We start from the raw sequence: 26,331 nt of genomic DNA, 5'->3' as shown, positions 1-26,331 counted from the left end.
AATAAACATTTATCCAAACCAAAATCAAAATTAGGTAAGTATGAAAACAAACCTACGCCTTGTAAAAGTATGTGCAGTAGCCGGGCTCACGCTGAGTGCCGCGATTACTGACAATGCTTTTGCCGCTTCCGCTGCAAGGGTGGCTAATGCTACTGCTTTGTACAGCAACTTCCAGCAGAAGGAGATTCACGGTATTGTAAAAGACAGTAAAGGCACGCCATTACCCGGCGTTACTGTGTTGATTAAAGGTACTACCAAAGGTACCCAGGCGAATGCGGATGGTCGTTTCACTATTTCGGCCAAAGCAGGGGATATCCTGGTATTTCGCTTTGTAGGTTACGGTTCACAGGAAGTAGCGGTAGGCAGCAGTGCTGATATCAGCGTAACCATGGAAGAAGGCGCTACCGGGCTGAATGAGCTGGTGGTAACCGCATTGGGTATCAAAAGAGAAGAAAAAAGCATTGGGTATGCCATGACCAAAGTAAAAGGCAGTGAGTTTACGCAGGCGCGTGAGATCAACGTAGCCAATGCATTGGTAGGTAAAGTAGCCGGTGTAAACAGTACGGCTCCTTCCACCGGTGCCGGCGGTTCCAGCCGTGTAAGCATTCGTGGTACCGTATCTGTTGCGGGTACTGTACAACCATTATATGTGGTAAATGGCGTGCCATATAATAACACTAACATGGGTAACCCGGGTAAATACGGCGGCTCCGACATGGGAGACGGTATGGCCAGCATCAACCCGGATGATATCGAAGATATTACGGTACTGAAAGGCGGTCCTGCAGCAGCGCTGTATGGCTCCCGCGGTTTAGGCGGCGTTATCCTCATCACCACCAAATCAGGTAAAGCCCGTAAAGGCCTGGGTGTAGAGGTAAACAGCAACTTTACGATCGACAAGGTGCACGACTTCCGTGACTTCCAGGATCAGTATGGTCAGGGTACACAAGGTGCCAAACCTACAGATGCCGGTGGTGCCAAAGCAACCGGCTTATCCTCCTGGGGTGCTAAACTCGATGGCTCATCAACGCCATTATTCAACGGCACTAATGCTCCTTACTCCAATGTTGCCGGAGATCACTTCAAGGATTTTTACAGAACAGGTAATACTATTTCCAACACCGTAGCTATCTCAGGTGGTAATGAAATGGCATCCTTCCGTTTATCCCTTGGCGACCTGAGGAATCAGGGAGTGTATCCAAATTCTTATTACAAACGTAATAACGTTGCATTGGATCTGAATTATAAGCTGAGCGACAAATTTTCCGGTGGTGTGAATATTATTTATTCTAAAGAACGCGCGAACCGCTCTAACGTGAGTGATGCGCCTGCCAACGGTAACTTTGCCATCAGGTTCCTGCCTAATAACGTACCAGCTAAATCACTGGCACCAGGATGGGATCCGCTGACTGACTTTGAAACTGAATTCAACTCTAACCAGTACAATACCAATCCGTATTTTGCTGCTGCCAAAGCCACTAACCTGACTAACAAAAACAGGACTACTGCTACAGGTACACTGAAATACCAGGCAACAGACTGGTTGTTCTTCCAGGGCCGCCTGAGCAATGATAACTATACCTTCAACGGGGTGAGCATCTGGCCTTACGGCATTGCCTTTAAGCACGACGGTAAACTGCTCGGTGATCAAACCAACACCTTCAACGAGCTGAATGCCGAACTGATGGCCGGTATCAATAAAAAACTGGGCAGCCAGTTCAATATCAGTGCTAACGTAGGTGGTAACTTCATGAAGCAGGATGTTAAAAACATCGGCATGAATGCGGACGGACTGGCGTATAAAAACGTATACAGCCCTGCTACCGGTAGCTCTGTAGTACCATCTCTCACTACACCCAATAAAGAGATCCACTCCGTGTATGCTTCCGCTGAACTGTCGTACAGAAACATGTTGTTCCTGAACATAACAGATCGTAATGACTGGTCCAGCACCTTACCTAAAGGTAAAAACTCTTACAACTATCCTTCTGCCAGCCTCTCTTACCTGCTGTCCGAAACCATCAAAACTGACTGGTTGAGCCTTGCCAAAATCCGCGCAGGTTATTCTAAAGTAGGTGGTGATGCAGAACCACAAAAAACACAGCTCTACTATTCTACCCTGGCCGGTGCTTCTATCAATGGTGCTCCAATCGGCAGCATGCCAACAGAAATTCCGAATAAAGCACTGGAGCCACTGATGGCAACAGAGTATGAAGTAGGAACCCAACTGGCATTCCTGCGCAACAGGTTGAGCGTTGACTTTGCATGGTATAAAAGAGCTACTAACAATGATATCGTAGCGAGCAGCATTTCTTATACCTCTGGTTATGACAAGAAATATGTAAACTTGGGTAAAATAGAAAACACCGGTATTGAATTGTTAGTATCTGGTACACCAGTGAAAACCAATCACTTTAGCTGGACTACCACTATTAACTTCACCAACAACAAAAATACAGTTGTACAGCTGACAGACGGCCAGCCTGACTTACAGATGGACGAATCCAGAACAGAGAGAGCTTATGTAAAACAAGCAGTTGGTTTACCAGCATTCCAAATTACTGGTTTTGATTACCTGAGAGACGACAAAGGTAACCTGATCCTGGACAATGGCCTGCCACAGGCGGGTAACCTCAAATACCTCGGTACTGCTGTAGCGCCTATCACTGGCGGCTGGAGCAACGAATTCAACTACAAACGTTTCGGCCTTTCATTCCTCATTGACTTCAAAGATGGTGCAGTAATGTACTCCGGTACCAATGCTACCGCTTACAGCATGGGCCTTCATAAGGAAACCCTCGCAGGTCGCGAAGGTGGTGGTGTTACTGTAACAGGTGTGGATGCTACCGGTAAAGCTGTTTCCGGCAAAGTGGATGCGCAGACTTACTACAACCGTCTGTCTACCATCTCTGCTTTACAGGTGTATGACGCAGACTTCATCAAATTCCGTTCACTTAGCCTTACTTATAACTTCCCTGCCAGCGCCTTCAAAAATAAAATTGGTGGCCTGAGTCTTTCCCTGGTAGGAAGAAACCTGTTCTACATCAAAAAGAATGTGCCTAATATCGATCCTGAATCATTCTACACTTCCGGCGTTGGTCAGGGTCTGGAATATGCAGGTGTTCCAACAGCAGCCTCTTATGGTCTGAACCTCAACGTGAAATTTTAATTAAGGATTTGTACGAAGTTCAAAAAACAGCAACATGAAATCACTGAAAAAATATACCATACTACTGGCAGTACCGGCACTGACGTTTTTGTCGTCCTGTACTAAAAACTTCGAATCACTGAACACTGATCCAAACAGTGCTTCCGCTGAAACTACCATTCCAATTTATTCCCTTACCAGGGCACAACTGGAATTTACCGGTAACAACGACTTCAGTTTCGAAACCTGGCGCGTAAACATCATCTACTTAAGTTTGATGACGCAACAACTGGCTTCTACCACCGGCTGGTATAACGGGGATAAATATTCCCGGAGCGACGGGTTTGCAGCCTCTTACTTCCAGGTTGCCTATCCTTCACAAGTTAAATATATTGAAGACGTAATTGCGCAAACGAAAGGTAAACCAGGTGCGATTAACCTGTACAACATCAGCAGGATTACCCGTGTACTGATCTACCACCGCCTGACCGACCTGTATGGAATGGTGCCTTACAGCCAGGCAGGTAAAGGCTACCTCGACAACACGACCACTCCTAAATACGATACCCAGAAAGAGATATATGCAGACATGCTGAAGGAGCTCGATGAAGCAGCTAAGGCACTGGATGCTACTAAAGATGTGGTAGGTAAAGGAGATATCATCTATGCCGGTAATCTGGCTAAATGGAAAAAGCTTGCTTACTCCCTGATGGTGCGTTTAGGTATGCGTATGACCAAAGTAGAAGAAGCTACCGCTAAAACATGGGTAGAAAAAGCTTATGCAGGCGGTACTTTCACCTCTATTGACGATAACGCTAATGTAAGCCATAATGGCGCCGGTGGCCGTGCTACGGTAAACAGGAACAGCAATATCCTTGGTGGTGAGTGGGATGCGGTTGCGAAAGGCAACGTTTACCTGAGCAAAACCTTTGTAGACTTCCTGAAAAACAACAACGACCCTCGCCTGGGTGTATATGCACAAATCAACCTGACTGGTGACAGAACTCCTGCTAACCAGATCGGCTTACCTAATGGCTATGATGAAAATGGTGCCAGTACGCCAAACGATGTACATAAAGCACCTGGCTTCAAGGATACGGTGGCTAACTATTCTACCGTGCGTAAAGACATCTTTGCGAAACTGGATGGTTATACTTCTCTGGTAACCTATGCACAAACAGAGTTGCTGCTGGCTGAAGCCGCGCAACGTGGCTGGAACGTGGGAGCGAATGCTGCCACCCACTATGAAAATGGTGTAAAGGCCGCTATGACGCAACTGAAACAGTATGACGCTGCTGCTACCATCAGTGAAGGAGCTGCTACTACTTACCTGGCTGCTCATCCGTTTGATGCGGCTAAAGCACTGGAGCAGATCAATACCCAATATTGGGCTGCCAGCTTCCTGGATTGGTACGAAGTGTTTAGTAACTGGAGAAGAACTGACTTCCCTAAATTAACACCGGTAATCTATCCGGGTGATAATAACGGCGGACAGATTCCAAGAAGAATGCTGTACCCGGCAGTAGAAGCCAGCGCCAACGCTAAAAACTATAATGATGCCATCAATACACAAGGTGCAAATAACTTTAACACCCGTGTATGGTGGGATAAATAAAATATTTTGGCACTAGCTTAACGTTTAATACATAGGTCACATACAAGATGCTAAAGGCCGTTTGTACTCTTACTCACGGCCCTTTTTTTAAAGCTCTTGCAACAATAATACTTTCATAACAACTAGGACATATTTAGCATTATTGAACGGGTCGTCTATTCTTTAGACGACCTCTTTTGTTTTTAAGGATGCCACCTTCGGTGTCATCCTCTGGGTGTCCGCGCTGCGCGCGGCAGGCTAGTGCAAAAATGGGAAGGCATTCCCTGTAAACCTTACTTAAACGATACCTCGAAATGGGTATAAGTAGTAAATCCCAGGAAGGTATAATCCCCAGGCCAGCCCAGCGGCGCCTGCAACTGGCGCAGGTAATCCAGATTGGCTGTTTTATAATAATTAGCTGCGACCTCTACTCCCGGGAAGATCTTACTGTTAGCAGAACAGAAGGAGCATTCCGCCTGATTATCCCAGGCTTTACGCATGTAATCATATCCTCTTGCCATTAATCTCTCCCCAAATTCCCAAAGGGATTTATCCCCCTGCAATTGAGCCAGCTGGGCGGCATAGGAAAAAGCGGTGAGGGAATACTGAAAGTGCACACAATCTTTGCGATCACAATATTCAGGGATGTCCCCATTTTGTTTGATGACTATAGGCATAAACTTCGCGGTAATATCATAGCCTTCCTGATATAAGGCCGTACTATCCAGGAAGATGCCTATGGCCATTTTGGCATAGCCCTGCGAGGCGTTCCAGTTGTTATTATAGATCGGCATCACATTGATGTACTCTCCTACAACGGTGCGAAGGTAATTGCCGAATTGGGCAATATCTGCTGCTTTCCAGCCTGCACTTTTCCCATCCACCTTATAGTATCGCAGGATTTCGGCAGCCGCTACAAAGCCCGGGGTGGTCCAGCAGGCTTCGAGTCCCGGCTGGCGTTTATTGGTAGCAGCATTCAACAGGTCATAATTTTTAAAGGCATAGGACCAACCGTTAATGAGGCCGATAGCTTTTTCCGCATATTCCGGTTTCCCCGTTTTAGCCCAGGCTAACGCGAAGGCATATACGAGTTCCGCATCCCGCCGGATCTGCGATTTAGAAGGAGAGGTAGCTCCGTTGGAACCTACAACTATCGTGGAGAAGTAAGCAGTGGGATAGTCGCTGCGTTCAATAAATTCTTCCACCCGCTTATAAGCGGCTACGCGGACGGCGTCGCCTTTGTCCACCTCTTTGCTAATCCTATCCAGGGAGGCCTTGGTATTGAGAATGGCCGGGTGCAAAAATTTCTTTGGCTTAGGGCCACTAGCTGCGACTGACAGTGAAATGCCACATAGGAACGCTACGGTGATGCTGTGCTGTAATAACTTCTTCATAATTCAAATTGCAATCGATTACAAGTAAAATTAAATAAGAAGTTGCTTTATTCCTAACTCATGCAACCTTCTCCACGGCCGCAGGAAAGAATTTCTTATCCCATTTTACCAACTCCACGAGGATGGGAACCAGCTCACGGCCTTTTTCGGTAAGAGAATATTCTACGCGGGAAGGTGAGATGGCATGGCGTACCAATACTTCATCTGCTTCCAGTTCACGGAGACAGTTGGTGAGCACTTTGGCGGAGATATCACCTACAATCGCATGTAGTTGACCGAAGCGCATTGTGCGCTCCCGCAGCACATATACAATGATGAGCTTCCAACGGGAGCCGGCTATGGCAGTAACGTGCTCTACGGGACAATAGGTATACTTGGTGGGGATGGTTTGTTTCATTTTCTACTTACCTTATGGTTACTAGTTTAAAGCAAATGCCGTATAAATTTAAAGTAATCGTCGTTGCTTTGTGTAATAAAATTATCAAATGAATCACAGCGCATTTTTTGAACCGTATCAATTTAAGAGCCTGAACCTGAAAAACAGGTTTGTAATGGCACCGATGACAAGACTGGCTTCACCCGATGGAGTGCCTGGACAGCAAGTGGCCGAATATTATGGCAGACGTGCGGCCGCCGATGTAGGACTGATCATAACTGAAGGCACTGTGATAGACCGCCCTGCTTCCAAGAACGAAAAGGATATACCTAATTTTTATGGAGATGCAGCACTGGCCGGCTGGAAGAAAGTAGTAGACCTTGTGCATGCAAATAAAGGCAGTATTGCACCACAGATCTGGCATACCGGTGATGCTCCCGGGATGAGTGGCTGGATGCCTCCCGCTGCCAAAGAACATCCGGGTACCATGACCGTGGCAGATATTGAAGCTACTATTGCCGCCTTTGCAAAAGCTGCCAAAGCCGCAAAAGACCTGGGCTTTAACGCAGCTGAATTGCATGGGGCGCATGGTTATCTCATCGATTACTTTATGTGGGACCAGAGCAATCCCCGAACTGATGCGTATGGCGGTAAGACCGTCCGCGAACGCACCCGCTTTGCGGTAGACGTGATCAAAGCCGTAAGAGCAGCAGTAGGAGAAGATTTTACGCTGATCCTCCGCCTTTCGCAATTCAAGTCTTCAGATTACAATGCGAAGATCGCCAACACACCAGCGGAAATGGAAGAATGGATTCTGCCGCTGGCAGATGCTGGCGTGGATATCTTTCATGCATCACAGCGCCGTTTCTGGGAGCCTGAGTTTGAAGGTTCTGATCTCAACTTTGCTGGCTGGATCAAGAAAGTGAGTGGTCATCCTACAATTACCGTGGGTTCTGTTGGGCTGGCCAATGACGTGATGAAAAGCTTTGGAGGCGAAACATCAAATACCTCCACCAACTTCCAGGAACTGGAACGCCGGTTGACACGGGGGGATTTTGACCTCGTGGCCGTTGGCCGTTCTATTCTCCAGGATCCACACTGGGTACAGAAATTCAGAGATGGGAAATTTGATGAGATGAAGCCATTTGAAGCAGCGAGTATGGCGAAGTATTATTAAGAGATTGTACGGTGGGCACCGCACCTGATTCACTCACTCTTTTACATGCCAGGGGGATGTAAAAGAGTGAGTGCGGCGCAAAACGGAATTAATGTTGAAAGAAACGATGAAAGAACAATAACTGATACTGTATCGCATTGTTCCAATAATCCCAGTTGTGCGCACCGGGTCTTTCGATATAATCATGTGCTATTTTTCGTTGCAGCAACGCCTGATGCAGATTCCTGTTTACATCAATAAAGAAATCGCTCACGCCACAATCCACGATCAGCGGCATTCTACTGGTACTATCCAGCTTTTCTATCTGTTTAATCACCGTGTATTCGGTCCAGTTAGCCCCATCCGGGCCCGGATCACCGAGATGTTTTACAATATCCCAGTTTTGGGGGAATGGCCTGAAATCCACGCCACCACTCATACTGCCGGCTGCGCCAAAAATATCCTGGTGACGTATACCCAGATACAAACCCCCATGGCCCCCCATACTTAAACCGGTAATGGCACGGCCTTGTGGAGTAGGTACTGTTTGATAATGCTGATCAATATAAGCTGGTATTTCGGTGCCTACGTAAGTTTCGAAGCGCCAGTTACTGTCGATCGGGCTATCCAGGTACCAGCTGCCAATGGCACCATCCGGGCATACAATCATGAAATTGTACTTGTCTGCCAGCTCCCGCAGGGCCGGTACTTTAGTAACCCAATTGGCATAGTTGCCGCCGTATCCGTGCAGGAGATATACCACGGGATAGCGTTCGCTGCCATTTTTATAACTAGCCGGTTTAATTACCACCGCCTTGAAACTGCGGTGCATCACGGCACTGGGAATGGATATCGTATCCACCTGTGCTGCCTGGCAGGCCTGCAGTACCACGAATGTGAAAATAAAAAACAAGAGTGTCCTCATAACGGAAATCATATTTATGCAGCGATAAATATCTAAAAAAAAAGCAGCATTGCTGCTGCTTTTTTAATTTCTTGCCTTGCGCATTGGGTTATCGCCGGTGCTGGCTCCCCGAGGTGTATTGCTGCCCTTGAACAGCTCAAACTGCGAAGGAGTAGCCTCGCGCGGCCAGCTGTTATTGGATTCATCAATATCCGCTGTTTCGCGGTAAGGATCCAGTTTTACAGCAGTAACCTGCTTATCTTTTGCAAATACTTTTGTTACCTGGTTTTCATTTTTTCGCCAGATGTAAACCGGAATGCGGTCCACTTCTTTCGTACCATCAGCAAAGGTCCACTCGAGCAGTATTGGCATTACCAAACCGCCTTTGTTCGTGAACGTAAGCTCATAGAAGTTTTTCTTGCTGTCGTAAAGTTTCTTTTCGGCAGGAGTGAGACTGTTATAATAATTATTGAATGCAGCCTGATCTTCCTTAGACACGGCAAAACGGTCGTATTTACTGTAGAAGTCCTGTAGCTCTGTATCCTGATCTACCACATATTTCACGCCTTCTTCCTTGTTTTTACGACGGGCAACATGATCCATGTTTTTGTCGTAAGCTGCCTTAGCCTCTTTATTATTTACCGCCGGATTTTTTGAGTCCAGGCGATACCATTTAACAGTATCCAGTGCGATATCACAAGGCTCCGTTCCGAAGAACCATCCGCGCCAGAACCAGTCCAGGTCTACCGCAGAAGCATCTTCCATGGTGCGGAAGAGGTCAGCGGGAGTAGGATGTTTAAATGCCCAGCGACGAGCATATTCACGGAAAGCGAAATCAAAGAGTTCTCTTCCCATCACGGTTTCACGAAGAATATTCAAACCGGTAGCGGGCTTTGCGTAAGCATTAGGACCAAAGTTGATGATGTTTTCAGAATTGGTCATAATCGGTTCCAGCTGATCTTTCGGCATTTTCATGTAATCCACAATCTTATGCGCGGGGCCGCGGCCGGATGGGAAGTTGCTGTCCCACTCCTGCTCCGCCATGAACTGGCAGAAAGTATTCAAACCTTCATCCATCCATGTCCACTGGCGCTCATCGGAGTTTACAATCATTGGGAAGAAGTTGTGACCAACTTCGTGAATGATTACGCCAATCATACCGTTTTTAGTGGCTTCAGAGTAGGTACCGTCTTTATCGGCGCGACCGTAGTTGAAGCAGATCATCGGGTATTCCATACCGTTGGCAGCCTCCACGGAGATAGCTACCGGATAAGGGTAAGGGATAGTATGCTTAGAGTAAGATTGCAGGGTGTGTGCTACTACTTTGGTAGAGTAGCGGTTGTAGAGCGGGTAAGCTTCCTGACCGTAGTACGACATTGCCATTACCTTATTGCCTTCTACATTGGTAGCCATAGCGTCCCAAACGAGGCGGCGGGAAGATACCCATGCGAAATCGCGCACATTACTGGCTTCATACTCCCAGGTTTTTGTGGCGGAGGCATGGCTTTTCATAGCTTTTTTTGCTTCGTCGAGCGTTACCACTTCCACTGGTGTTTTGCTGGACTGTGCCTGCTGCCAGCGTTGATACTGGGCAGGAGTCAGCATGTCTTTATAGTTCTGGCATTCGCCGGTACCACCTACTATGTGATCGGAAGGAACGGTCATGCGCACTTTGAAGTTGCCGAATGTGAGGGCAAATTCGCCGCTGCCGAAGAATTGTTTATTCTGCCATCCCTGAAAGTCGGAATATACAGCAAGGCGTGGATACCACTGGGTGATGGTGTAGAGGTAGTTTTTATCTTCCGGGAAGTATTCATAACCACCGCGGCCGCCAACGGTCATGCGGTCAGGGATGTTATAGGACCATTCCACTTTGAAGCGGTATTTTTCTCCCGGCATGAGTGGCTGTGCCAGGTCGATGCGCATCATAGTGCTGTTGATGGTATAAGGCAGTGCTTTACCGTCCGCATCGGTTACTTTGGCAATTTTCACGCCCAGGTCTTTATCTTCCCTGAGAATGTTGTTGATAGCGCTCATGGTCATTTTATCAGACATGCGGCTACCGTTGATCTGCTGCAGTTCACTTTTGGCGTCGTGCTGGTTTTCGTCCAGCTGGAGCCAGAGGTAGGTGAGCGGATCGGGAGAATTGTTGTAATAGGTGATTGTTTCTGCGCCGGTGAGTCGCTGCTTATCATCGTCGAGTGTGGCGGCGATGTCGTAGTCGGCTCTTTGTTGCCAGTATTTAGGTCCTGGTGCACCGGAGGCGGAGCGGTACATATTTGGCGTCTGGAGCATGGTGCCCAGTTGCTCGAAGCGGTTGCCATGGTTAGAGCCGGGATTATTTTGTGCATACAGGGCAAAGGTGCTGCTGCACAAGATTCCAAGCAGGAATATACTTCTTCTCATAAACGGTATAAAATACTAATTCAAAAACATTGCTCTTGCACCTTCGATCACCATTACGAGGGCGATCCCAAAAGCGCCTGAGGACACGCAGAGGTTCCAGTCGCGGCGCTTTACCCCGGAGAGGTTGACGAATACTCCGGAGATGAGTAAAATAATCATTACAATTACGATCTGACCACATTCCAGGCCCAGGTTGAATCCGAGCAGCGGGCCAACCACGTTGCTTTGTGCGCCCAGCATGCTTTTCAGATAATTAGAGAATCCGAGGCCATGGATCAAGCCGAAAAACAAGGCATAGAAATAATTCAGCTGCAATTTTTTCGGTTCACTGTCTTTTCGAATGATATTGGTTGCTGCGGTGATGCAGATGGTAACAGGTATCAGCCATTCTATCAGGTCGCCCGGCACGCGGATTACATTTAATACGCTCAGTGCCAGCGTAATGGAATGCCCGATGGTAAATGCTGTCACCAGGATCAGGACTTTTTTCCAGTCGCGCAGCAGGTACATGGCACACAAGGCTATGATAAACAAGATGTGGTCATAGGCGTCCCAATTGATAATGTGCTGCCAGCCCAACTGAAAATACAAACCATCCATTGCACTACTTTTATCTAAATTTGTAATTATATAACCAAAAAGTTAATTTTTCCTAAAAATTTTTGCTAGTGGGATTATTACTATGTAAATGGTGGGTTGGTATTATGTTGATGCTGCATCCGTTTTACGCGAGTGTAACGGAAATAACGCATAATGCTGCTCATAAGGAGCTGGAGGTGAGTGCCCGGATCTTTACGGACGATCTGGAAAACACATTAAAAAAACAATTCAAGACCTCATTTGATATTATCAGGCCGGCTAACCGCAAGCAGGTGGAAGGCTTCATTGCGGCCTACCTGCAGCAGCATTTATCGGTAAAGGTGGATGGTAAGCCGGTGGCATTGAAGTTCATCGGGTATAAGATTGAGGAGGACGCTGTTTGGAGCTTTCTGGTAGCGGAAAATGTAGCGACGCCCAGGAAGGTGGAAGTACGCAATGATGTGCTGTATGAGCAGCATGCAACGCAAACGAATATGGTGCATGTGATTGTAGGAGGGAAAAGACAGAGTTATAAGCTGGATAATCCGCAGGCAACAGCAGTGTTTGGGTTTTAGTGGAGGTACTGCGATATGCGATTCTTTGCATTAACAGCGGACGTGCTAACGAATACCCGACGCCAGCCTGCTCAACAATTGAATGCGACTCGCAGCTATCAGCAGCGTTTTTTCCCTGCAGGATCACGTGGAGGCTGCCAGCTGTCTTTACGGCACCAGCGACTAAGGTTCTTTTTCACGGGTGTATAGGTGTAAACGCGGCCGGTGGCACGGTAGATTTTAAAAATCAATGCAGTGTTTCTGCTTTCTCTTTTACTGTATGGCCTGCTTATCACATACCATTCTGGCTCGATAGAATTTCTAAAATCTTCCATAAGAATCAGTTGAAATATTTATTAATCAAAGATTCAGCTTCCCTTTCAAAGATACCCAATTTTAGTTTTCCAACGTATTGCGCTTTCAGCTTTTCGATGTAATGTTCTGCTAAAATACTCTTAGAAAAAAAAGCTATGACTCCCCCGAACCCAGCCTCCTTCGATAGTTTACAAACAAATGCAAATAAGTTACCTGTTTGGCAACAACAAATACTATTTGTCAGCTTATCAATTTCGATATCAATAAAGTTCATGAGGTTAACTTTCATACCGGCAAATTAGCCGGCATTACGCCTCAAAAACGCCCGAATGAGCTGATTTCATCCCCGAATGAGAATGAATAGAAAGAAGGAGGAATGAACGGAATGAACAGATCAGTATGATCGAAAAATGATTACTACCCTGCGTAAAAAACAAAGAGATGCCGCACCGGCATCTCCCTAAAAAATTTTTAAATAAAACAAACTCCTACCGCTTATCCACAAACTTCACCGGCTTCCTGCTGCCCTCCGGAAACTGCATCTTCATCATCTCCGCCTGACTGCAATACCGCACCTGCGGAATCACCCGGAGCTTCGCCTGTAAATAGGATTTAATCTTCCTGTCCATCTCCTCAGACTCCTCCAGCGGCCACAAATGCAGCAAAATCTCATCCGTACCTAATTCGTTGGAATGTACCTCCACCACATACTCCCGCACCTCATTCATCTCATTCAGCAAATCAAATAAAGCCGGCGGATATAAAGTAGTACCCTTGAACTTCAGCATCTGCTTTTTACGGCCTATCACCGGCGATAAACGAAGCGTATGCCGCCCGCAGCTACAAGGCTCGTTGTAATAGCGACATATATCCCCGGTCTTATAACGCAGCAGCGGCATGCCTTCCACACCCAGCGTAGTTATCGTCACCTCTCCATCCTCACCAGGGCCTACCTGCTCATTATTATCATCCAGCAACTCCACATACAACAGCTCCGGATGATGATGCCCGCCATGCCCCACCTTACACTCGGTAAAAGCTGTCTGCATTTCCGTAGAAGCATAGGTGGAATACAACTTAATATTCCATTCCTCCGTAATCTTCTTACCCAGTACATTCAACGAAAAATCCGTATTACGGATGTTCTCCCCAATACACACCGCCTTTTTTACAGAAGTACTATTCACATCAATATTGTGCTCCTTCGCATACGCAATCAGCTTCACCAGGAACGATGGCACCCCCACAATAGTAGTGGGCCGTATCCGCTCAATATTTTCCCATTGCATACTGGGCACGCCAGGGCCTACACGCAGCACGCCCGCACCCAGCCTGCGGATACCATTGTAATACGCCATCCCCGCCATAAACTGACGATCCAGGGTAAGCATCAGCTGATACACATCACTGTCTGTACCATCGGCACAACTAAAAGAAATATATTCATTGTAAGTAAGACGCTGTAAATCTTTTTCCGTTAAAGCCAATATCACCGGCCTTCCCAGCGTACCACTGGTGGTGGTATATTCTGCAATCTTACTTTTATCCACACATAAAAAATCCCAGTTCTGCTCCTGCAATGCCTCCTTGGTAACAGGCGGAATCTTCTTCACCTCTTCCAGGGAACGGATATCATCTGCCTGTATACCATGCCGCTTGAACCAGTCTTTATAAAACGGTGAAAATTGTTGCAGGTAACCGATCATATGCAGCACTTCCTTCTCCTGGAATGCCCTGATGGCTGCTAAAGACTGTAATTCAATATCGGGTATATACATAGCTCTGTAGTTCGGTTTTTAAGGTTATCCTTCGATCACCACCATCGCAATGGCAGCGCTTTTTTCATGCGACAAGGATACCCAGATATGTTTGATCGACAGCTGCTCATAGCGCGCAGCGGCAGCTCCGATTAAAAATAATTCCGGCTTCCCGTTGGCATCATTGCGGATTTCAATTTCATTGAAATTAACACCGCCATTGTTGCCCCAGCCAGTGCCAAATGCCTTCAGCAGCGCCTCTTTCGCCGCAAACCGTGCAGCATACGATTCTGCAGGCAACGCCTGCTTTTCGCAATAGGCTATTTCCACCGGTGTAAACACAAGATCCCTGAAAGCATTGCCCTTAGCCAGCTTAGCAGCGATACGCGCCACCTCCACGATATCTGTGCCTATACCTATAATCATTTTTGCAATGCTTTATTCGTTTTCTCCAACTGGGTGCGAATATGATTTTCTTCCCCTTTGGTAGCAATTTCCTTCGTTAACGCAGTTTCATAATACTGCTTCGCAGCTGCATACTGCTTCAGCCGGAAACTATAATCACCGGCCATTACATACGTGTGATAATACTCCGGATTGCTGGCCACAAAAGCTTGCAGGTCCACACTTTCTTTATTCATCAACTGCTCCTTCATGGAATGGAACCGCTGCCATTGTGCATATTCGTTCGTTGTCAGAAAAGTATCTGCCGGCACATTCAGCGCAGTATCATATACTTCATGATTGCTTTTCAGCCCCTGCATACTAAAAATCTTGTTCAGATCGTACGCCACAAACTCACCCATCTGAAAAGGTGCGGTGGATACCCACACCAGCTTTTTCTTAGGCTCAAACACAATACCATGATGTGCTATAAACTGGTTAATTGCCTTCTCATTTCCCAACCCGATATTGGCATCGTGCAGCCCTTTGCGATCCCGCAGGATAGCAATAGTTTTTTGCACGTCGTTTTTACCATTTCGCGCCATCAGCTCCGTAAGACGCAGATAGCGATAGGCAGAAGCACTCTGCGCCAGCTGCACTTTATTGGAACCCAGTGTTTCCAGCGTATCTCCCTGGAAGTGATTGGTACAGGTAATAAAATGCCTTCCCGGATCATATTTATCCATACCAGTAGGCGTTTTTTCAATCACTACGGCTTTATTATCAATAGCAGAGCCTATCAGGAACGATTCTGATACAAACATTTTGCGTTTGGCCGCTATGGCCCAGGCCTCGTCAATCGTCTTAGCGTACTGTAATATCTCCCTGGCCACCAGCGATACCGGCGTAGCAGCCCCAAAAGGCACATCGGTTCTGGCAGCATTTATGGTAACGGTGAGCCCCTGGTCATTCATACCGGAAACCACACCCGTAAAGCCCCCCCAGGTCACGAACATAAAGTTGTAACCCTTCTCAGGGTGATAAAACACCACCATCTTATCTTCGGCGAACTTATCCCCCATGTAGAAGTCGAAATTACGGCCGATGATCAGGTTACTGTCGGCCGAACGATCATCCCAGGTAGCAAAGGAAGTGCAACCTACCAGGTACATACCCTGTAAAGCGTGGCCTATATCATGGGCAGCGTGATAGTTCATCAGCCGCTCATAGTTACTGCCAATATAATCGTAGTTAGGAGAAGCAGAAAACGACTCCCCATAAATCTCTTCTTTAAATTCCTCGGGGACATTGGCTGCCAGGTCCCTGTTAAAGAACCCGATAAAATAACGCAGGAAATGCCTGTAAAATGTGCTGGGCACCATCTTCGCGATCTGCTCCACAAACACATCTTCCTGGCGCTGTATCAACTCCCTGCTCAGCTTTCCGTTTACCACGCCGCGTTCAAAAGGCGCCCCTTCCACATACATTTCATACAAACCTGTGTTACTGTGGCGGAACCAGTTGTTGCCGATGGTGTAAGTCCCTTTGTCCAACTCCCTGCGTTGCAGGTGCAGGGCCGACTGATCATTCACCTGCGGAGGTGCCATCTTACTCACACTTACGATATAAATGGCAAGTCCTATCAGCACTACCAGGAAAAACCCGATAATAAATAAAACCAGCCTGCCCAGCTTTTTCCAGATACTGCGTTTTTTCTTCTTATGCGGCTCGCTCGCTTTATATGTCGAATACTGATACATTGTTAATTGCTGTTACTAAAGATTCCATACCCACTAATTCTGATGCGGTGATCACACTGCTCATGGTTACCCCCAGAATTCCGTGCAAGTTCAGGTTTTGACCTGTAAGATACAAATTAGATAATTTGGTTCGGGCCGATACCATGGTCCGTAAAGGATCGCCGGAATCCTTCATCACCCCGTACATACTGCCATCGGAAGTGCCCATATAATCGCGGTACGACAATGGCGTAGCCACGTAATACGACTGTACCGCCTGCCTGAAATCCGGGAAACGCTTTTCCACACAGGCTATCAGCTGTTCTGCCTTCGCTTTCTTAAACTGCTCATATTCCTCTCCGCGGGCCCCGGGCTGCAATACGGTATTAAAGGTATCCTTCCAGGGCGCCATTTCTTCATAGCGCATATAAGTCATCACGGACAGACTATCAGCATATTCCGGATGCTGGGACGATGCCCCTACATACATCGCGTACGTCTGCGGCCAGGCATCGGTTTGATAATTGATCCCCGCCCAGGCATCCTCGGTAGTATGATAATAATAGTTGTAATTGAGATAAGGAAAGCTGCCAGGCTTTAGTACCACGTTTAACACAAAGGCACCAACAGAGTTTTCGAGCGACTGCATACGCGTTCTGTAAGCACCCCGGAGCATGTCGGAATGCGTGATGGCAGTGGTTTGTGCAGGATGCAGGTTAGAAATAAAATGATCGGCCTTCACTTTTTCGCCATTCTGCAACACCAGGTGATCCACCCGGTCACCTTCGCCTACAATCGCCGTCACAGCTGTGTTCCGGATGATCTCCCCTCCGCTTTCCGTTATCCGCCGGCCCAGCCATTTGGCTATCTGCCCGCCTCCATCCACGCATTTCCAGGAAGAGTTCATATAACTGTTAAGTACCAACGCGTGCACATAGAGCGGCGTTTTTTCCGCCACACCTGCATACAGGAGGTTGTTACCCGCCAGCACCTGCTGCAGCCGCTGATTGCTGGTAATACTGCGCAGAAAGTCCGCCGTATTATAGTGCAGTACGCTCCTCTTTTCTTCATAATCTCCCAAACGAAGATTATACAGGGGGAACTTACTGCAAATATCCCCGATCTGCTGAATATAAGCTTCCAGCGCGGGCCTTTCGTCCGGAAAGCTTTGCAGCAGTGTATTGATAAACCGTTGCTCTCCCTGTGCTATTTTGTAAACAGCAGGATCGTCCGCAAAGGCAATATGATCAAAGCCTTCCAGGTCCATCCGGCGGAGCTTCAGTTTATCCTGAATACCGAGGTATTTAAAAACTTTATAGAGGTTTTCTCCCGGCGCCAGGCCACCAATGTAGTGTACGCCGGAATCAAAAATTACTTTCTCACGGGAATAGGTTTGCAGGCAACCGCCTATCTGACGGTTTTTTTCATACACACGCACCTTGTAACCATTCATGCCCAGAATAGCTGCGGTGGCCAGGCCACCAAGACCACTACCTATTACAATGACCTCATTGTTGCGCATATTGTTTTTGGGGGGATTTTCGGATAACAAAAATGACGTTAGACGTATAGCGGGTATTATCAATCTCCTCAGCTACAGCTCCATATTTTTTCACGATGTTACGAATACCCGATGCAGAAAGGAAGGTAAGCCCATCTCTGCCTGTTTTATTGAAACCGATGACTTTAGTGGAAAGCCATTCGGTGAACTTAGTACCTTCGTGGCGCTGCTTGCGGTCCATGTCGCCATCGCGGAGTACGATTACGCCATCGTCGGTTAAATGCGTAATACATTGACTCAGCAAGCGCTCCTGCTCTTCAGCAGTCAGATAATGCATTACGTCACTGAGGATAAACGCATCATACTGGTCCGGTTTCATGTCCGCAATATCGCCATGGATAAAGCGGAGCTGTTCCGTTTTGCTATAGTTATTACTGGCGGTTATAATTTTTTCTTCATCATGGTCTATCCCCAATATTTGTCTTTGGGGAGATAGCCAGGCCAGCATATACGACATAAACCCGTACCCGCAGCCAATGTCCATGATCTTACCCTGCTTAGGCACCAGGGCATCAAACTGGGCATAGTTGCCCTCCATTCGCGTTTTAATACGCATGTACCATTCCAGCACAGGGCCTTTGTAAATGTAGTTATAGATCAGTTGCTCGCGGAAATATTTCGGTGTTTCCTTTTCCCTGCGCAACTTTTCATATTCGCCTTTAAAATACCGGGAGATGGATTTCGTACGTGCGCTGTAGTTATCCCCCCAGCTTGTATCTTCCGCGGCAATACGCGGCAGGTACCTAATGGTGATATACCCGTCTTTCAGCAAAAAGTCTCCTTTTTGCATTGTTTGTGCAGTGCCATGCATTACTATCGGTAAGATATCCAACCCCAGTTCCTGGGCAATGTAAAAGGCCCCTTTGTGGAACCGCTTTATCGATGGGTCCGGGGAACGGGTGCCCTCAGGATATACGAGAATCGAATAACCCTGTTCCACGCGCTCACGCAGCTTGTCCACCGCGCCTTCCGCCCCATCTGCCACCGGGTAATAATCGGCATACCGCACCACGGCACCAAATACCGGCGACCGCCATACCCACTGATTAGTGAGCAGGATCACCTTCGGGTGCAGCATGGTGGATAACAATATATCCAGGAAAGACTGATGATTACTTATGATCACTGCCGGCTTGTCCAGCTTTTCGTGCAGCGGATTTTCTATTTTCTTCGTCACGTTGCCCATGATATACATCACGGACCAGGTGTACTTCGATAAAATGCGGTGATACAGGTACTTCCCCTTTTCCTTGTTGAAAGGATTGATTCTGATTAATACAAATCCAAGGAAAGTAAGGATAAAGCTACCTAACGTGAAGTAAGTAAACGAAAACACTGATAAACTAAGCCCCTTCAGCGTCCACGGGGCATAGCCCTTACGTACGCGATTGGTGATCAGGAAATTAAACAGCACCGGAATCATTACCTGCGAAATCAGTACCACCGTACTAATACCAATGATAGACACCAGTGCAATGGACTTCAGCGAAGGATGCTTTGCAAATATCATGACTCCCAGGCCCAGGATAGTCGTGATGGCGCTGAGAAAAATAGAGGACTTAAAGGAGGATATGTTTTTACGGCCGGTTTTATATTCCTGTAATAAACCATCCATCATGAAGATGCTGTAATCATCTCCCAAACCAAAAATAAATGTACTCAGGATAATGTTTACAATATTGAATTTAATACCGAACAGCCCCATAATCCCTAATATCCACACCCAGCTGATGGCCATGGGGATAAAGGTGATCAGCGCCAGTTCAATACGGCCATAAGAAATCAGCAGGGCTGCAAATACGAGCAGGGAAGTCATCCAGGCAATGCTGTTAAACTCATCCTTCATCACTTCCACCAGCCGGTTGGCCGCATATTGTTTATCCAGCACGGTTGTGTGCGGATGATTATCCAGGGCCGCATACACGGCGCTTTTCTGCGCGGGGTCCACCTTCAGCAACGTTACGAGGGAAGTACTCCCCTTGCGCTGCATGATGTAATCGCCCAGGGAGCCGCTGGTAAGCACATCCAGCTGACCGGGTGATAACACCTGGTAGTTGATGTTCAGCAGTTCCTCAAACTTATCGAAAGCGGCTGCACTGAAGCCAATGGGTTGGCCATGGGTACGCAGGTAACTGAGTACCTGTTGCTTCTTTTCCGGCGTCCAGTAAGCGTTCCAGCGGTCGATGCGCTGCTGTTGTTCTTTGGCGGAAATCAACAGCGACTGCACACCGGCTACTTTCAGCACTACGCCCTGCTTTTGCAGGTTGCGGATCAGCGGCATCAGCTGCTCACTGTTTTCCAGCGCAGATTCCATGCTGCTGCCATCTGTTACCACATATACCGATTGTGCTACGTAGGCATTCACGGAGTTGAGGTGCGCTTCGGCCGACTTTAGTTCGGGTGACATATAATTCATCCGCATCATGTCGCTTTCGAAAGCCACCTTTTTTGCGGTGAAAAAGAAGAAGATCGTTAATACAAAAATGCCCGCTACCAGCCATTTATTTTTCTCCGGCCTGAGCCCGGAGAGCTTGTCCAGCCAGGTTTCGTGGTGTGGAGCAGCTTCGGTAGTTTTATTCCCCAACACTATCCAGTGTGGCAGAAAAATCAGGGAAAACAGGGCCGCACCAATCAGGCTGCAGGCAGCAAACAGCCCCACATCATGCAGCATGGGCGACTGCACAAATTGCAGGCAAAGGAAACCACCTACGGTAGTAAAGCTACCCAGCGTCATCGGGGTTGCCAGGTCGCGGATCACCTCCCGCGGGTCAGGCGTATGGCGGAAATGATTGAATACGTGCAGGGAGTAATTAACGGCAATGCCCAATACCACGGCGCCTGCGCCGAGTGCAATAACAGATATATGCCCTTTATTTACGTATATACATGACAGTGAGAACAGCGCCCCAAAAATAACCGGAAGCATCACCAATACCGGTGCTCTTTTTTTACGAAAGAAAAATGCAATCAATACTACCAGCAGCAACACTGTTATACCTTGTGTGAGCATGGTATCCATGCGCAATTGTGTAGCATTGCCGGCGCTTACAGCGGTTCCGCCAAAGTAAGTTGCCTGGATTTGCGGGTATTGTTGCAGCAGGCTGTCCTGCAAATGATCCAGCCCTGCCAGGAATTTGGTATTCACCTTAGTGGCCGTAGGCGGGTTCACCGGAGTGATGAAGATCATCAGGTGCCGGTGGTCTTTGGTCATGATAAAATTATCATACAGTTCAAACTGATCATCCGCCTGTAACTGCTGTAATTTCTTGACGCCAATCCAGCTGATACCCACCGGATCGGCCTGTATCATCCGTTTCAGGACCAGGCCTGTGGGAGATATCAGGGTATTGTAATCATACACCAGCGATTGCTGTAGCGTATCTGGCTGCAGGAGCTGGTCAATCCGCGCATAATCCTTTTCTTCCAGGAATACCGGCAGGTTCTGCTGTATCAGCTGCATCAGGTTCATCACCGTAGCGTCTTCAACCTGCCCTTGTATGTTTTGTATATAGGGAGATAATTGTGCCTCCGCAGCAGCGGTAAACGCGGAAGCGTAGGCGGTCAGGCTGTCCGGAACAGCTGCCCCAACGGTATCTTTTTGCGATACGGTAATGATCAGTTTATCGGCAAACTTAGAATCCTGGAAAACCTGTTGCAGCTTATCCAGCTTTTTGTCCTGCGGAAGAATTTTAGTGATATCCTCTTCCAGCTTTACCTTCGAAGCAAGGAAGCCCACCAGCAGAAAGCACAGGACAGTAGTTATCCACAGCCATGCCTTGTGGCGCTCAAAGAAATTATATATTGCTACGAAGAAGTTGCCCATTTTAAATGATTTGTTTTTTCCTGCGGAAAACGGATAGGAGCGCAAAGCTCACAATGCCCGCCAGCAGGCCGGCGCCTACAGCCAGCGTTATTGCGCCTACCACATATTGCAGGAGGTTGGCTTTGATGGAGGCCCAGATCGTATCCATCGTTTGGCCAAGGAATATCAGGTCCCGGGACGACTGCCCCATAAATATTTTACCGGTAATAAAGCTGGCATACAGCACCAGAATAGTCAATGGCGGTGTACTGATATGTGCGGCCAGCACTACCAATGCCTTATTTAATCTGAATTTTATTGACAACAGTATGGCGGTAATCAGCTGAAAGCCCCACAGCGGTATAATGCCCATGAACACGCCGAAGCCGATAGCAGTGGCTTTTTTACCGTTACTCTCTGTTGGGTTCAGCACCTCCTCTCTCCATAACTTTTTCCAGTTTTCCCATTTGGAAAGGAAGCGGATGAGATCCCGTGGTTTGATGTAAACGAGCGTAATAAACACCAACACGGTATTGAGCACACTGATACGGGAGAAATCACGGAAGGGCCTGAAATGAGAAATCCTCTCTTCAGCAGGAGGATAGTATACTTTCACAGGTGCCCAGTCTATTTTGATTCCTTTCCACGCACTGCGCACCAGCACTTCAATTTCGAATTCATACTTGGTACACCAGTACCGGGTATTACCCATTTTATGCAGGGGGTACAGGCGGTAGCCTGATTGGGTATCCGGCCCTTTTAAACCGGTTTCCACATAAAACCAGAAGTTCGAAAATTTATTGGCGAAGGTATTTTTCCCAGGCATGTTTTCCTGTTGCAGGTTGCGGGCACCTATTACCAGTGCGTCCGGGTCTTCTGCAATTTTGGCCAGCATCACGGGCAGGTCAGTAGCAAAGTGCTGCCCGTCGGCATCCATGGTAATTACATAGTCGTACCCTTGTTGCCTGGCATATTCAAACCCTTTGCGGAGGGCAATTCCTTTACCACGGTTAGGGTTATACGAAACCAGCTGGATTTGCGGATGATTGCTGAGGATATCCGGCGTATGGTCCGTAGCACCGTCGTTTACCACTATTACGTGATGGGTATAGCTGAGTGCATCCTGCAATACGGCGGCGAGTGTGCCGGCGTTATTGTAAGTGGGAATCAGCACCGCCACGCGGTGTTGTTCAAACAGCTCGTTATGTGTAGGTGTAACCGACATGCAATTATTTAAACAATCCCTGGAACTTCATGAAAATCTTATCTTCCCGCTTCAGCACCGCAGTTACCTTCAGACCGGCTTCGTCGTCCTTACAGGTAACCTGTACGTCTACAAGTGGCGTCTGACGTGGGTCTATCATGTTCATAAACTTCATCTGACTAGCTTTTTGCAGCATCACTTTACGACTGGCTACGGTGCGTACAAACTCGGTAATGGTTTGCATCATGCATACGCCTGGCACTACCGGCTGCTCCGGAAAGTGACCGCCGAAAATCGGATGTTCCGCATTCAGCGCGATGGTGGCATTGATTTGTCCGCCTTCCTGTGTTTGTTCCGTGATGGTGTAGAAGTTACCAGCTAACATAATTTTTATTTTTTTTCTACCCTTTGCAGGGAGATGTTAAACTTAAAGTTGAGATGTTTGATGAGGATACTATCCGGTATTCCGTTGCTATAGTGGCTCATCGTTACCCTTACGACCGGCTTGCGGCGGGATGATTTTTCGATTCGCCGCAGTTGCGTACAGGCGCTATCCGTTACATAGTAATTATTCCCTTTTTCCGTGGGCACTACTACAAAGCGTTCTCCGTTTTCCCTTGCCACGTGGGCCTTGGTGAGGTCCAGCTGCATCAGTACCAGTGCAAAATCCTGGCTGAGTGTTTTAACCACGGGCTTTTTATCCATCTTCGGGATGATAAAGTGTTTGGTAAAATTGCCGTCTTTATCATACTCAAAATCAAAAAACTTAAAGCCCATTTCATTGGCAAACACCAGCCGCACCGAGCTGTCCGGCATTTGTTTCAGCAACACCAAACCACTCAGGTGGTGCTTAGTTACATCTGCCTGGGCGCTATAAAGCGAATTGGTAAATGCCGGTGCAAACTGCTTCACACATTCCGCTGACGCAGCAGGATCAGTTTGCAGGCCTTTGTAAACGGACCTGCAACCGCTGACCAGCATGGCCAGCACCGCACTACTTAGCAGAAAATAACGCATCCGGAATGTTTGCATTCAATTGTTTATGTAAAAAGCTGATGGTGGTATCATCGCCGGATTGCTCCGCCATCGTGATTTTAGACACACCATAGTCGGCCTTATCCACCAGCAGGGTAATTTTACTGAAATATTCTTTCAACGCCTTGTTTGCCGGCACCATTTCCAGTTTGTAATACTGCGCATTTTCAAATGCTTTGGTGGTAAAGTCGGCGTTATCCAGCACGGTGCCGCGTACACAGTCCACCGTTATCTTGTTGATCTGTTCAAATAGCTTATTCGATTTCCCGGAAACTTTATTTTCTTTCTGTGAATCCCTGATTTTAATATCTTTTCCGTTGATCACCAGCAGGTAGTAAGATGGCTGTGTATATTCCATTCTTACCTTATTATCTTTCTTAAACCAGAATTTCCCTTTGGAGGTGATTTTATCCGAGAGCATGCTCAGGTTCTTTTCCTGCACAAAATCGCACTGGATGCTTTGGGTAGCCTGCGCTGCCTTCGCAAACTGCTGTTTGAGCGGCGCCAGGTCAGCCACGGCCTTAAAGCCCTGCTGTGCCTGCAATTGCAGTGTAGTCAGTGCACACAGCAGTATCAGCAACCATTTACGCATAAGCGGGTATTTTTAATAGTTTATCAATTCTTTCCAGGCGGTAGCCCTTTTCACGAATACCTTTTATCAGCCTGGGCAATATAGCAGCGGTAATGCTGCAAGTATCATGCAGTAAAATTACTGCGCCCGGGTGTAGTGCATCCAGGATCTTTTGCAGCAGCACTGCTTCATCTTTCGCTACGGTGTCCAGCGAGCGTATGCTCCAGCCTACTGATACCAGCCCTTCCTTTTCCACGGCAGTGGCCAGGTTAGGATTAGTGACGCCGTATGGCGGGCGGAAGAGCCGGGGTGTTATGCCCAGCACACTTTCTACCTGTTCCTGCATACGGTCCAGATCCAGCTGCATACGTTTGCTGCTGTACAGGTCAAACCAGAAATCGTGACACCAGCTGTGGTTACCGATTACATGCCCTTCAGCGTGTATGCGTTCCAGTAGCTCATCATTTTCCGGGATGTTTTTACCGATGCAAAAAAACGCGGCGGGCACCTGCTCCTGTCTGAGGATGTCGAGCACCAGCGGCGTATATTCCGGCAGCGGCCCATCATCAAAGGAGAGCGCTACTACCTTTTCGTTGGTACGTGCCTGTGATACAGAAGGAATAAAGTAGTTGGCCTGTATTTTAATGGCTCCCCATACACACAGCGGAATATACACCAGTGGCAGCACCAGCAGCCACCATGCTGAGATATTTACTTCCATGCCAAAGCGGAGTGTGATCCAGCATAGCAATAATATTCCGAGGATGATATATGTGAACCGGTGCGTTAGCATGCTTTCAGCAATATCAATGAGTGGTGGGTGCCCTGGTGATGGTTATATACCAGCACGTTTTTTATTTTTGCAGGCGCAGTACCATAAAACATAGCCGCATCCGGTACATCCTGTTCTGCAATAATTTTGTTGGCCATCCAGGTACCGAAGGCCATGGCCGTAGGATATTCCCCGCAGAGGTGCTTGAAGCAAGCCTCCGGATGGTCCGGAAACAATGCTGCCGCTACTTCTTCATATATTTCATCCTGTGCGATATCCCCGTTTCTGCCGGTTACGATCAGGTCGATATCTTCCAGGGTAACGGCATGTTCTTCCAGGAATTTCACCACTTCGCCGATTACTTCTCCTTCCCACAGCGGTTTATACATAGTGCTGATGCCTGCCAGCTCTGCAACGGTATGCGTGCCTTTTTCGGGGCTCAGCACAAAAAATGCAGCGCCTTCCCCGGCAATGGTGCCACGGTCGGGACTTTTCAGCAGCTCCATGGTTTTCACCGGTGCTTTTTTGTACAAGCCAAAACGGGAAAGTATCTGGTGGCTGTAGTTGGTAATCTCGTCCAAACCACCGGCCAGCACGTATTTCGCCTCACCTTCCCGGAGGATCATGGTAGCGTCCAGCAGGGTGTTTTCGAACGAAAACCCACGGTGCACGAAGGTATTGTTATAGGCGTTGCAGCCCAGCAACAGCGCAATCTGCCCACCCACGGTATTGTGCGTAGACTGTATAAACGCGGTAGGTGTAAGCATTTGCTCCTCCTGCGATACCATTTTATTCAGGAATACGCCGGTATCATCGAGGCAGCCGTAGGCGGTGCCGGTGATGATAGCGTCCGGCATTTTAATGCCTGCTTCTTCCATGCTGAGGTTGGCAGCTCCCACTCCCATTTTCACTACACGACTCATGCGACGGATCTGCTTCAGATCGATCCATTGTTTGTAATCCGGATCAACGGTTTGCAGCCGCACCTGGTCGTACTCTTTCAAGGTGGAAAACAAAGGTCCTATCTGCGCAGTTTCCTGCGGAGAGATACAACCCGTGCCATTTATATAGATGTTCATG

The 26,331-nt window shown here is 47.7% G+C and carries 22 protein-coding genes; 4 read left to right on the top strand and 18 right to left on the bottom strand.

Annotated elements, in window-relative coordinates; genetic code table 11:
- The first annotated feature begins 40 nt into the window (after positions 1 to 40).
- Positions 41 to 3,169 (top strand): SusC/RagA family TonB-linked outer membrane protein, encoded by a 3,129-nt coding sequence (locus BUB18_RS17665; RefSeq protein WP_083550193.1) that lies wholly within the window; start codon positions 41 to 43, stop codon positions 3,167 to 3,169.
- A 34-nt stretch (positions 3,170 to 3,203) separates the two neighbouring features.
- The gene (locus BUB18_RS17660) at positions 3,204 to 4,763 is read left to right on the top strand and encodes a SusD/RagB family nutrient-binding outer membrane lipoprotein (protein ID WP_083550190.1); all 1,560 of its coding nucleotides are present in this window, start codon (positions 3,204 to 3,206) and stop codon (positions 4,761 to 4,763) included.
- A 272-nt stretch (positions 4,764 to 5,035) separates the two neighbouring features.
- Here the strand turns inward: BUB18_RS17660 and BUB18_RS17655 are convergent, their stop codons facing one another.
- Positions 5,036 to 6,136 (bottom strand): alginate lyase family protein, encoded by a 1,101-nt coding sequence (locus tag BUB18_RS17655; protein WP_073083641.1) that lies wholly within the window; start codon positions 6,134 to 6,136, stop codon positions 5,036 to 5,038.
- A 58-nt stretch (positions 6,137 to 6,194) separates the two neighbouring features.
- Positions 6,195 to 6,533, bottom strand: a complete 339-nt coding sequence (locus tag BUB18_RS17650; protein WP_073083639.1) for a winged helix-turn-helix transcriptional regulator — start codon at positions 6,531 to 6,533, stop codon at positions 6,195 to 6,197.
- Positions 6,534 to 6,621: 88 nt separating this feature from the next.
- Between BUB18_RS17650 and BUB18_RS17645 the strand changes: the two genes are divergently transcribed.
- Positions 6,622 to 7,689 (top strand): NADH:flavin oxidoreductase, encoded by a 1,068-nt coding sequence (locus tag BUB18_RS17645; protein ID WP_073083637.1) that lies wholly within the window; start codon positions 6,622 to 6,624, stop codon positions 7,687 to 7,689.
- Positions 7,690 to 7,777: 88 nt separating this feature from the next.
- Here BUB18_RS17645 and BUB18_RS17640 read toward each other — a convergent pair whose 3' ends face one another.
- From BUB18_RS17640 to BUB18_RS17630, 3 genes are all read right to left on the bottom strand, one after another.
- A complete protein-coding gene (locus BUB18_RS17640) occupies positions 7,778 to 8,593 on the bottom strand; it encodes an alpha/beta hydrolase (RefSeq protein WP_073083635.1) in 816 nt (271 codons plus the stop codon).
- A gap of 63 nt (positions 8,594 to 8,656) precedes the next feature.
- Positions 8,657 to 10,978, bottom strand: coding sequence for a M1 family metallopeptidase (locus BUB18_RS17635; RefSeq protein ID WP_073083629.1), 2,322 nt, complete (start codon positions 10,976 to 10,978; stop codon positions 8,657 to 8,659).
- 15 nt (positions 10,979 to 10,993) lie between these two features.
- Positions 10,994 to 11,578: a HupE/UreJ family protein gene (locus BUB18_RS17630; RefSeq protein ID WP_073083627.1), complete on the bottom strand. Its 585-nt coding sequence runs from the start codon at positions 11,576 to 11,578 to the stop codon at positions 10,994 to 10,996.
- Positions 11,579 to 11,646: 68 nt separating this feature from the next.
- Here BUB18_RS17630 and BUB18_RS17625 point away from each other — a divergent pair, with 68 nt between their 5' ends.
- A complete protein-coding gene (locus BUB18_RS17625; protein WP_083550187.1) occupies positions 11,647 to 12,132 on the top strand; it encodes a DUF6702 family protein in 486 nt (161 codons plus the stop codon).
- Between the two features lie 98 nt (positions 12,133 to 12,230).
- Here the strand turns inward: BUB18_RS17625 and BUB18_RS17620 are convergent, their stop codons facing one another.
- The 13 genes from BUB18_RS17620 to BUB18_RS17560 all read right to left on the bottom strand — a co-directional run bounded on the left by BUB18_RS17620 (position 12,231) and on the right by BUB18_RS17560 (position 26,330).
- Entirely contained in the window at positions 12,231 to 12,446 is a 216-nt protein-coding gene (locus BUB18_RS17620; RefSeq protein WP_073083624.1) for a hypothetical protein, read from the bottom strand.
- A gap of 5 nt (positions 12,447 to 12,451) precedes the next feature.
- Positions 12,452 to 12,715 carry a hypothetical protein gene (locus BUB18_RS17615; RefSeq protein WP_073083623.1) on the bottom strand — a complete coding sequence of 88 codons (264 nt, stop codon included), beginning with the start codon at positions 12,713 to 12,715 and terminating at the stop codon, positions 12,452 to 12,454.
- A 199-nt stretch (positions 12,716 to 12,914) separates the two neighbouring features.
- A complete protein-coding gene (locus BUB18_RS17610) occupies positions 12,915 to 14,204 on the bottom strand; it encodes a flexirubin biosynthesis putative acyl-CoA ligase FlxY (RefSeq protein WP_073083621.1) in 1,290 nt (429 codons plus the stop codon).
- Between the two features lie 24 nt (positions 14,205 to 14,228).
- Positions 14,229 to 14,609, bottom strand: a complete 381-nt coding sequence (locus BUB18_RS17605) for a holo-ACP synthase (protein ID WP_073083619.1) — start codon at positions 14,607 to 14,609, stop codon at positions 14,229 to 14,231.
- A complete protein-coding gene (locus tag BUB18_RS17600; protein WP_083550185.1) occupies positions 14,606 to 16,327 on the bottom strand; it encodes a C45 family autoproteolytic acyltransferase/hydrolase in 1,722 nt (573 codons plus the stop codon). Before BUB18_RS17600 ends, BUB18_RS17605 begins: the two co-directional genes overlap by 4 nt.
- Positions 16,305 to 17,828, bottom strand: coding sequence for a phytoene desaturase family protein (locus BUB18_RS17595; RefSeq protein WP_073083618.1), 1,524 nt, complete (start codon positions 17,826 to 17,828; stop codon positions 16,305 to 16,307). The genes BUB18_RS17600 and BUB18_RS17595 overlap by 23 nt, the downstream gene beginning before the upstream one ends.
- Complete coding sequence (locus tag BUB18_RS17590) at positions 17,815 to 21,690, bottom strand: trifunctional MMPL family transporter/lysophospholipid acyltransferase/class I SAM-dependent methyltransferase (RefSeq protein ID WP_073083616.1); 3,876 nt, start codon at positions 21,688 to 21,690, stop codon at positions 17,815 to 17,817. The genes BUB18_RS17595 and BUB18_RS17590 overlap by 14 nt, the downstream gene beginning before the upstream one ends.
- Position 21,691: 1 nt before the next feature.
- The gene (locus BUB18_RS17585; RefSeq protein WP_073083614.1) at positions 21,692 to 22,894 is read right to left on the bottom strand and encodes a DUF2062 domain-containing protein; all 1,203 of its coding nucleotides are present in this window, start codon (positions 22,892 to 22,894) and stop codon (positions 21,692 to 21,694) included.
- 4 nt (positions 22,895 to 22,898) lie between these two features.
- Complete coding sequence (locus tag BUB18_RS17580) at positions 22,899 to 23,258, bottom strand: ApeI family dehydratase (RefSeq protein WP_073083613.1); 360 nt, start codon at positions 23,256 to 23,258, stop codon at positions 22,899 to 22,901.
- 5 nt (positions 23,259 to 23,263) lie between these two features.
- Positions 23,264 to 23,905 carry a flexirubin biosynthesis protein LolB2 gene (locus tag BUB18_RS17575; RefSeq protein ID WP_143159982.1) on the bottom strand — a complete coding sequence of 214 codons (642 nt, stop codon included), beginning with the start codon at positions 23,903 to 23,905 and terminating at the stop codon, positions 23,264 to 23,266.
- A complete protein-coding gene (locus tag BUB18_RS17570; protein ID WP_073083609.1) occupies positions 23,868 to 24,500 on the bottom strand; it encodes a flexirubin biosynthesis/transport protein LolA2 in 633 nt (210 codons plus the stop codon). Before BUB18_RS17570 ends, BUB18_RS17575 begins: the two co-directional genes overlap by 38 nt.
- The gene (locus BUB18_RS17565; RefSeq protein ID WP_073083855.1) at positions 24,493 to 25,200 is read right to left on the bottom strand and encodes a polysaccharide deacetylase family protein; all 708 of its coding nucleotides are present in this window, start codon (positions 25,198 to 25,200) and stop codon (positions 24,493 to 24,495) included. Before BUB18_RS17565 ends, BUB18_RS17570 begins: the two co-directional genes overlap by 8 nt.
- Before the next feature lie 65 nt (positions 25,201 to 25,265).
- Entirely contained in the window at positions 25,266 to 26,330 is a 1,065-nt protein-coding gene (locus BUB18_RS17560) for a beta-ketoacyl synthase N-terminal-like domain-containing protein (RefSeq protein WP_073083607.1), read from the bottom strand.
- Between the last annotated feature and the right edge of the window lies 1 nt (position 26,331).

It is taken from the genome of Chitinophaga jiangningensis (genome assembly GCF_900142605.1).
Lineage (GTDB): Bacteria > Bacteroidota > Bacteroidia > Chitinophagales > Chitinophagaceae > Chitinophaga > Chitinophaga jiangningensis.
This window is presented reverse-complemented; position numbering and strand designations above follow the sequence as displayed.

Coding starts and splice junctions, on each gene's coding strand:
- BUB18_RS17650 (WP_073083639.1), bottom strand. CDS start 6,533: ATGAAACAAACCATCCCCACCAAGTATACCTATTGTCCCGTAGAGCAC.
- BUB18_RS17610 (WP_073083621.1), bottom strand. CDS start 14,204: ATGTATATACCCGATATTGAATTACAGTCTTTAGCAGCCATCAGGGCA.
- BUB18_RS17665 (WP_083550193.1), top strand. CDS start 41: ATGAAAACAAACCTACGCCTTGTAAAAGTATGTGCAGTAGCCGGGCTC.
- BUB18_RS17645 (WP_073083637.1), top strand. CDS start 6,622: ATGAATCACAGCGCATTTTTTGAACCGTATCAATTTAAGAGCCTGAAC.
- BUB18_RS17630 (WP_073083627.1), bottom strand. CDS start 11,578: ATGGATGGTTTGTATTTTCAGTTGGGCTGGCAGCACATTATCAATTGG.
- BUB18_RS17660 (WP_083550190.1), top strand. CDS start 3,204: ATGAAATCACTGAAAAAATATACCATACTACTGGCAGTACCGGCACTG.
- BUB18_RS17580 (WP_073083613.1), bottom strand. CDS start 23,258: ATGTTAGCTGGTAACTTCTACACCATCACGGAACAAACACAGGAAGGC.
- BUB18_RS17615 (WP_073083623.1), bottom strand. CDS start 12,715: ATGAAAGTTAACCTCATGAACTTTATTGATATCGAAATTGATAAGCTG.
- BUB18_RS17620 (WP_073083624.1), bottom strand. CDS start 12,446: ATGGAAGATTTTAGAAATTCTATCGAGCCAGAATGGTATGTGATAAGC.
- BUB18_RS17585 (WP_073083614.1), bottom strand. CDS start 22,894: ATGTCGGTTACACCTACACATAACGAGCTGTTTGAACAACACCGCGTG.
- BUB18_RS17590 (WP_073083616.1), bottom strand. CDS start 21,690: ATGGGCAACTTCTTCGTAGCAATATATAATTTCTTTGAGCGCCACAAG.
- BUB18_RS17570 (WP_073083609.1), bottom strand. CDS start 24,500: ATGCGTAAATGGTTGCTGATACTGCTGTGTGCACTGACTACACTGCAA.
- BUB18_RS17655 (WP_073083641.1), bottom strand. CDS start 6,136: ATGAAGAAGTTATTACAGCACAGCATCACCGTAGCGTTCCTATGTGGC.
- BUB18_RS17605 (WP_073083619.1), bottom strand. CDS start 14,609: ATGATTATAGGTATAGGCACAGATATCGTGGAGGTGGCGCGTATCGCT.
- BUB18_RS17635 (WP_073083629.1), bottom strand. CDS start 10,978: ATGAGAAGAAGTATATTCCTGCTTGGAATCTTGTGCAGCAGCACCTTT.
- BUB18_RS17575 (WP_143159982.1), bottom strand. CDS start 23,905: ATGCAAACATTCCGGATGCGTTATTTTCTGCTAAGTAGTGCGGTGCTG.
- BUB18_RS17565 (WP_073083855.1), bottom strand. CDS start 25,200: ATGGAAGTAAATATCTCAGCATGGTGGCTGCTGGTGCTGCCACTGGTG.
- BUB18_RS17595 (WP_073083618.1), bottom strand. CDS start 17,828: ATGCGCAACAATGAGGTCATTGTAATAGGTAGTGGTCTTGGTGGCCTG.
- BUB18_RS17600 (WP_083550185.1), bottom strand. CDS start 16,327: ATGTATCAGTATTCGACATATAAAGCGAGCGAGCCGCATAAGAAGAAA.
- BUB18_RS17560 (WP_073083607.1), bottom strand. CDS start 26,330: ATGAACATCTATATAAATGGCACGGGTTGTATCTCTCCGCAGGAAACT.
- BUB18_RS17640 (WP_073083635.1), bottom strand. CDS start 8,593: ATGAGGACACTCTTGTTTTTTATTTTCACATTCGTGGTACTGCAGGCC.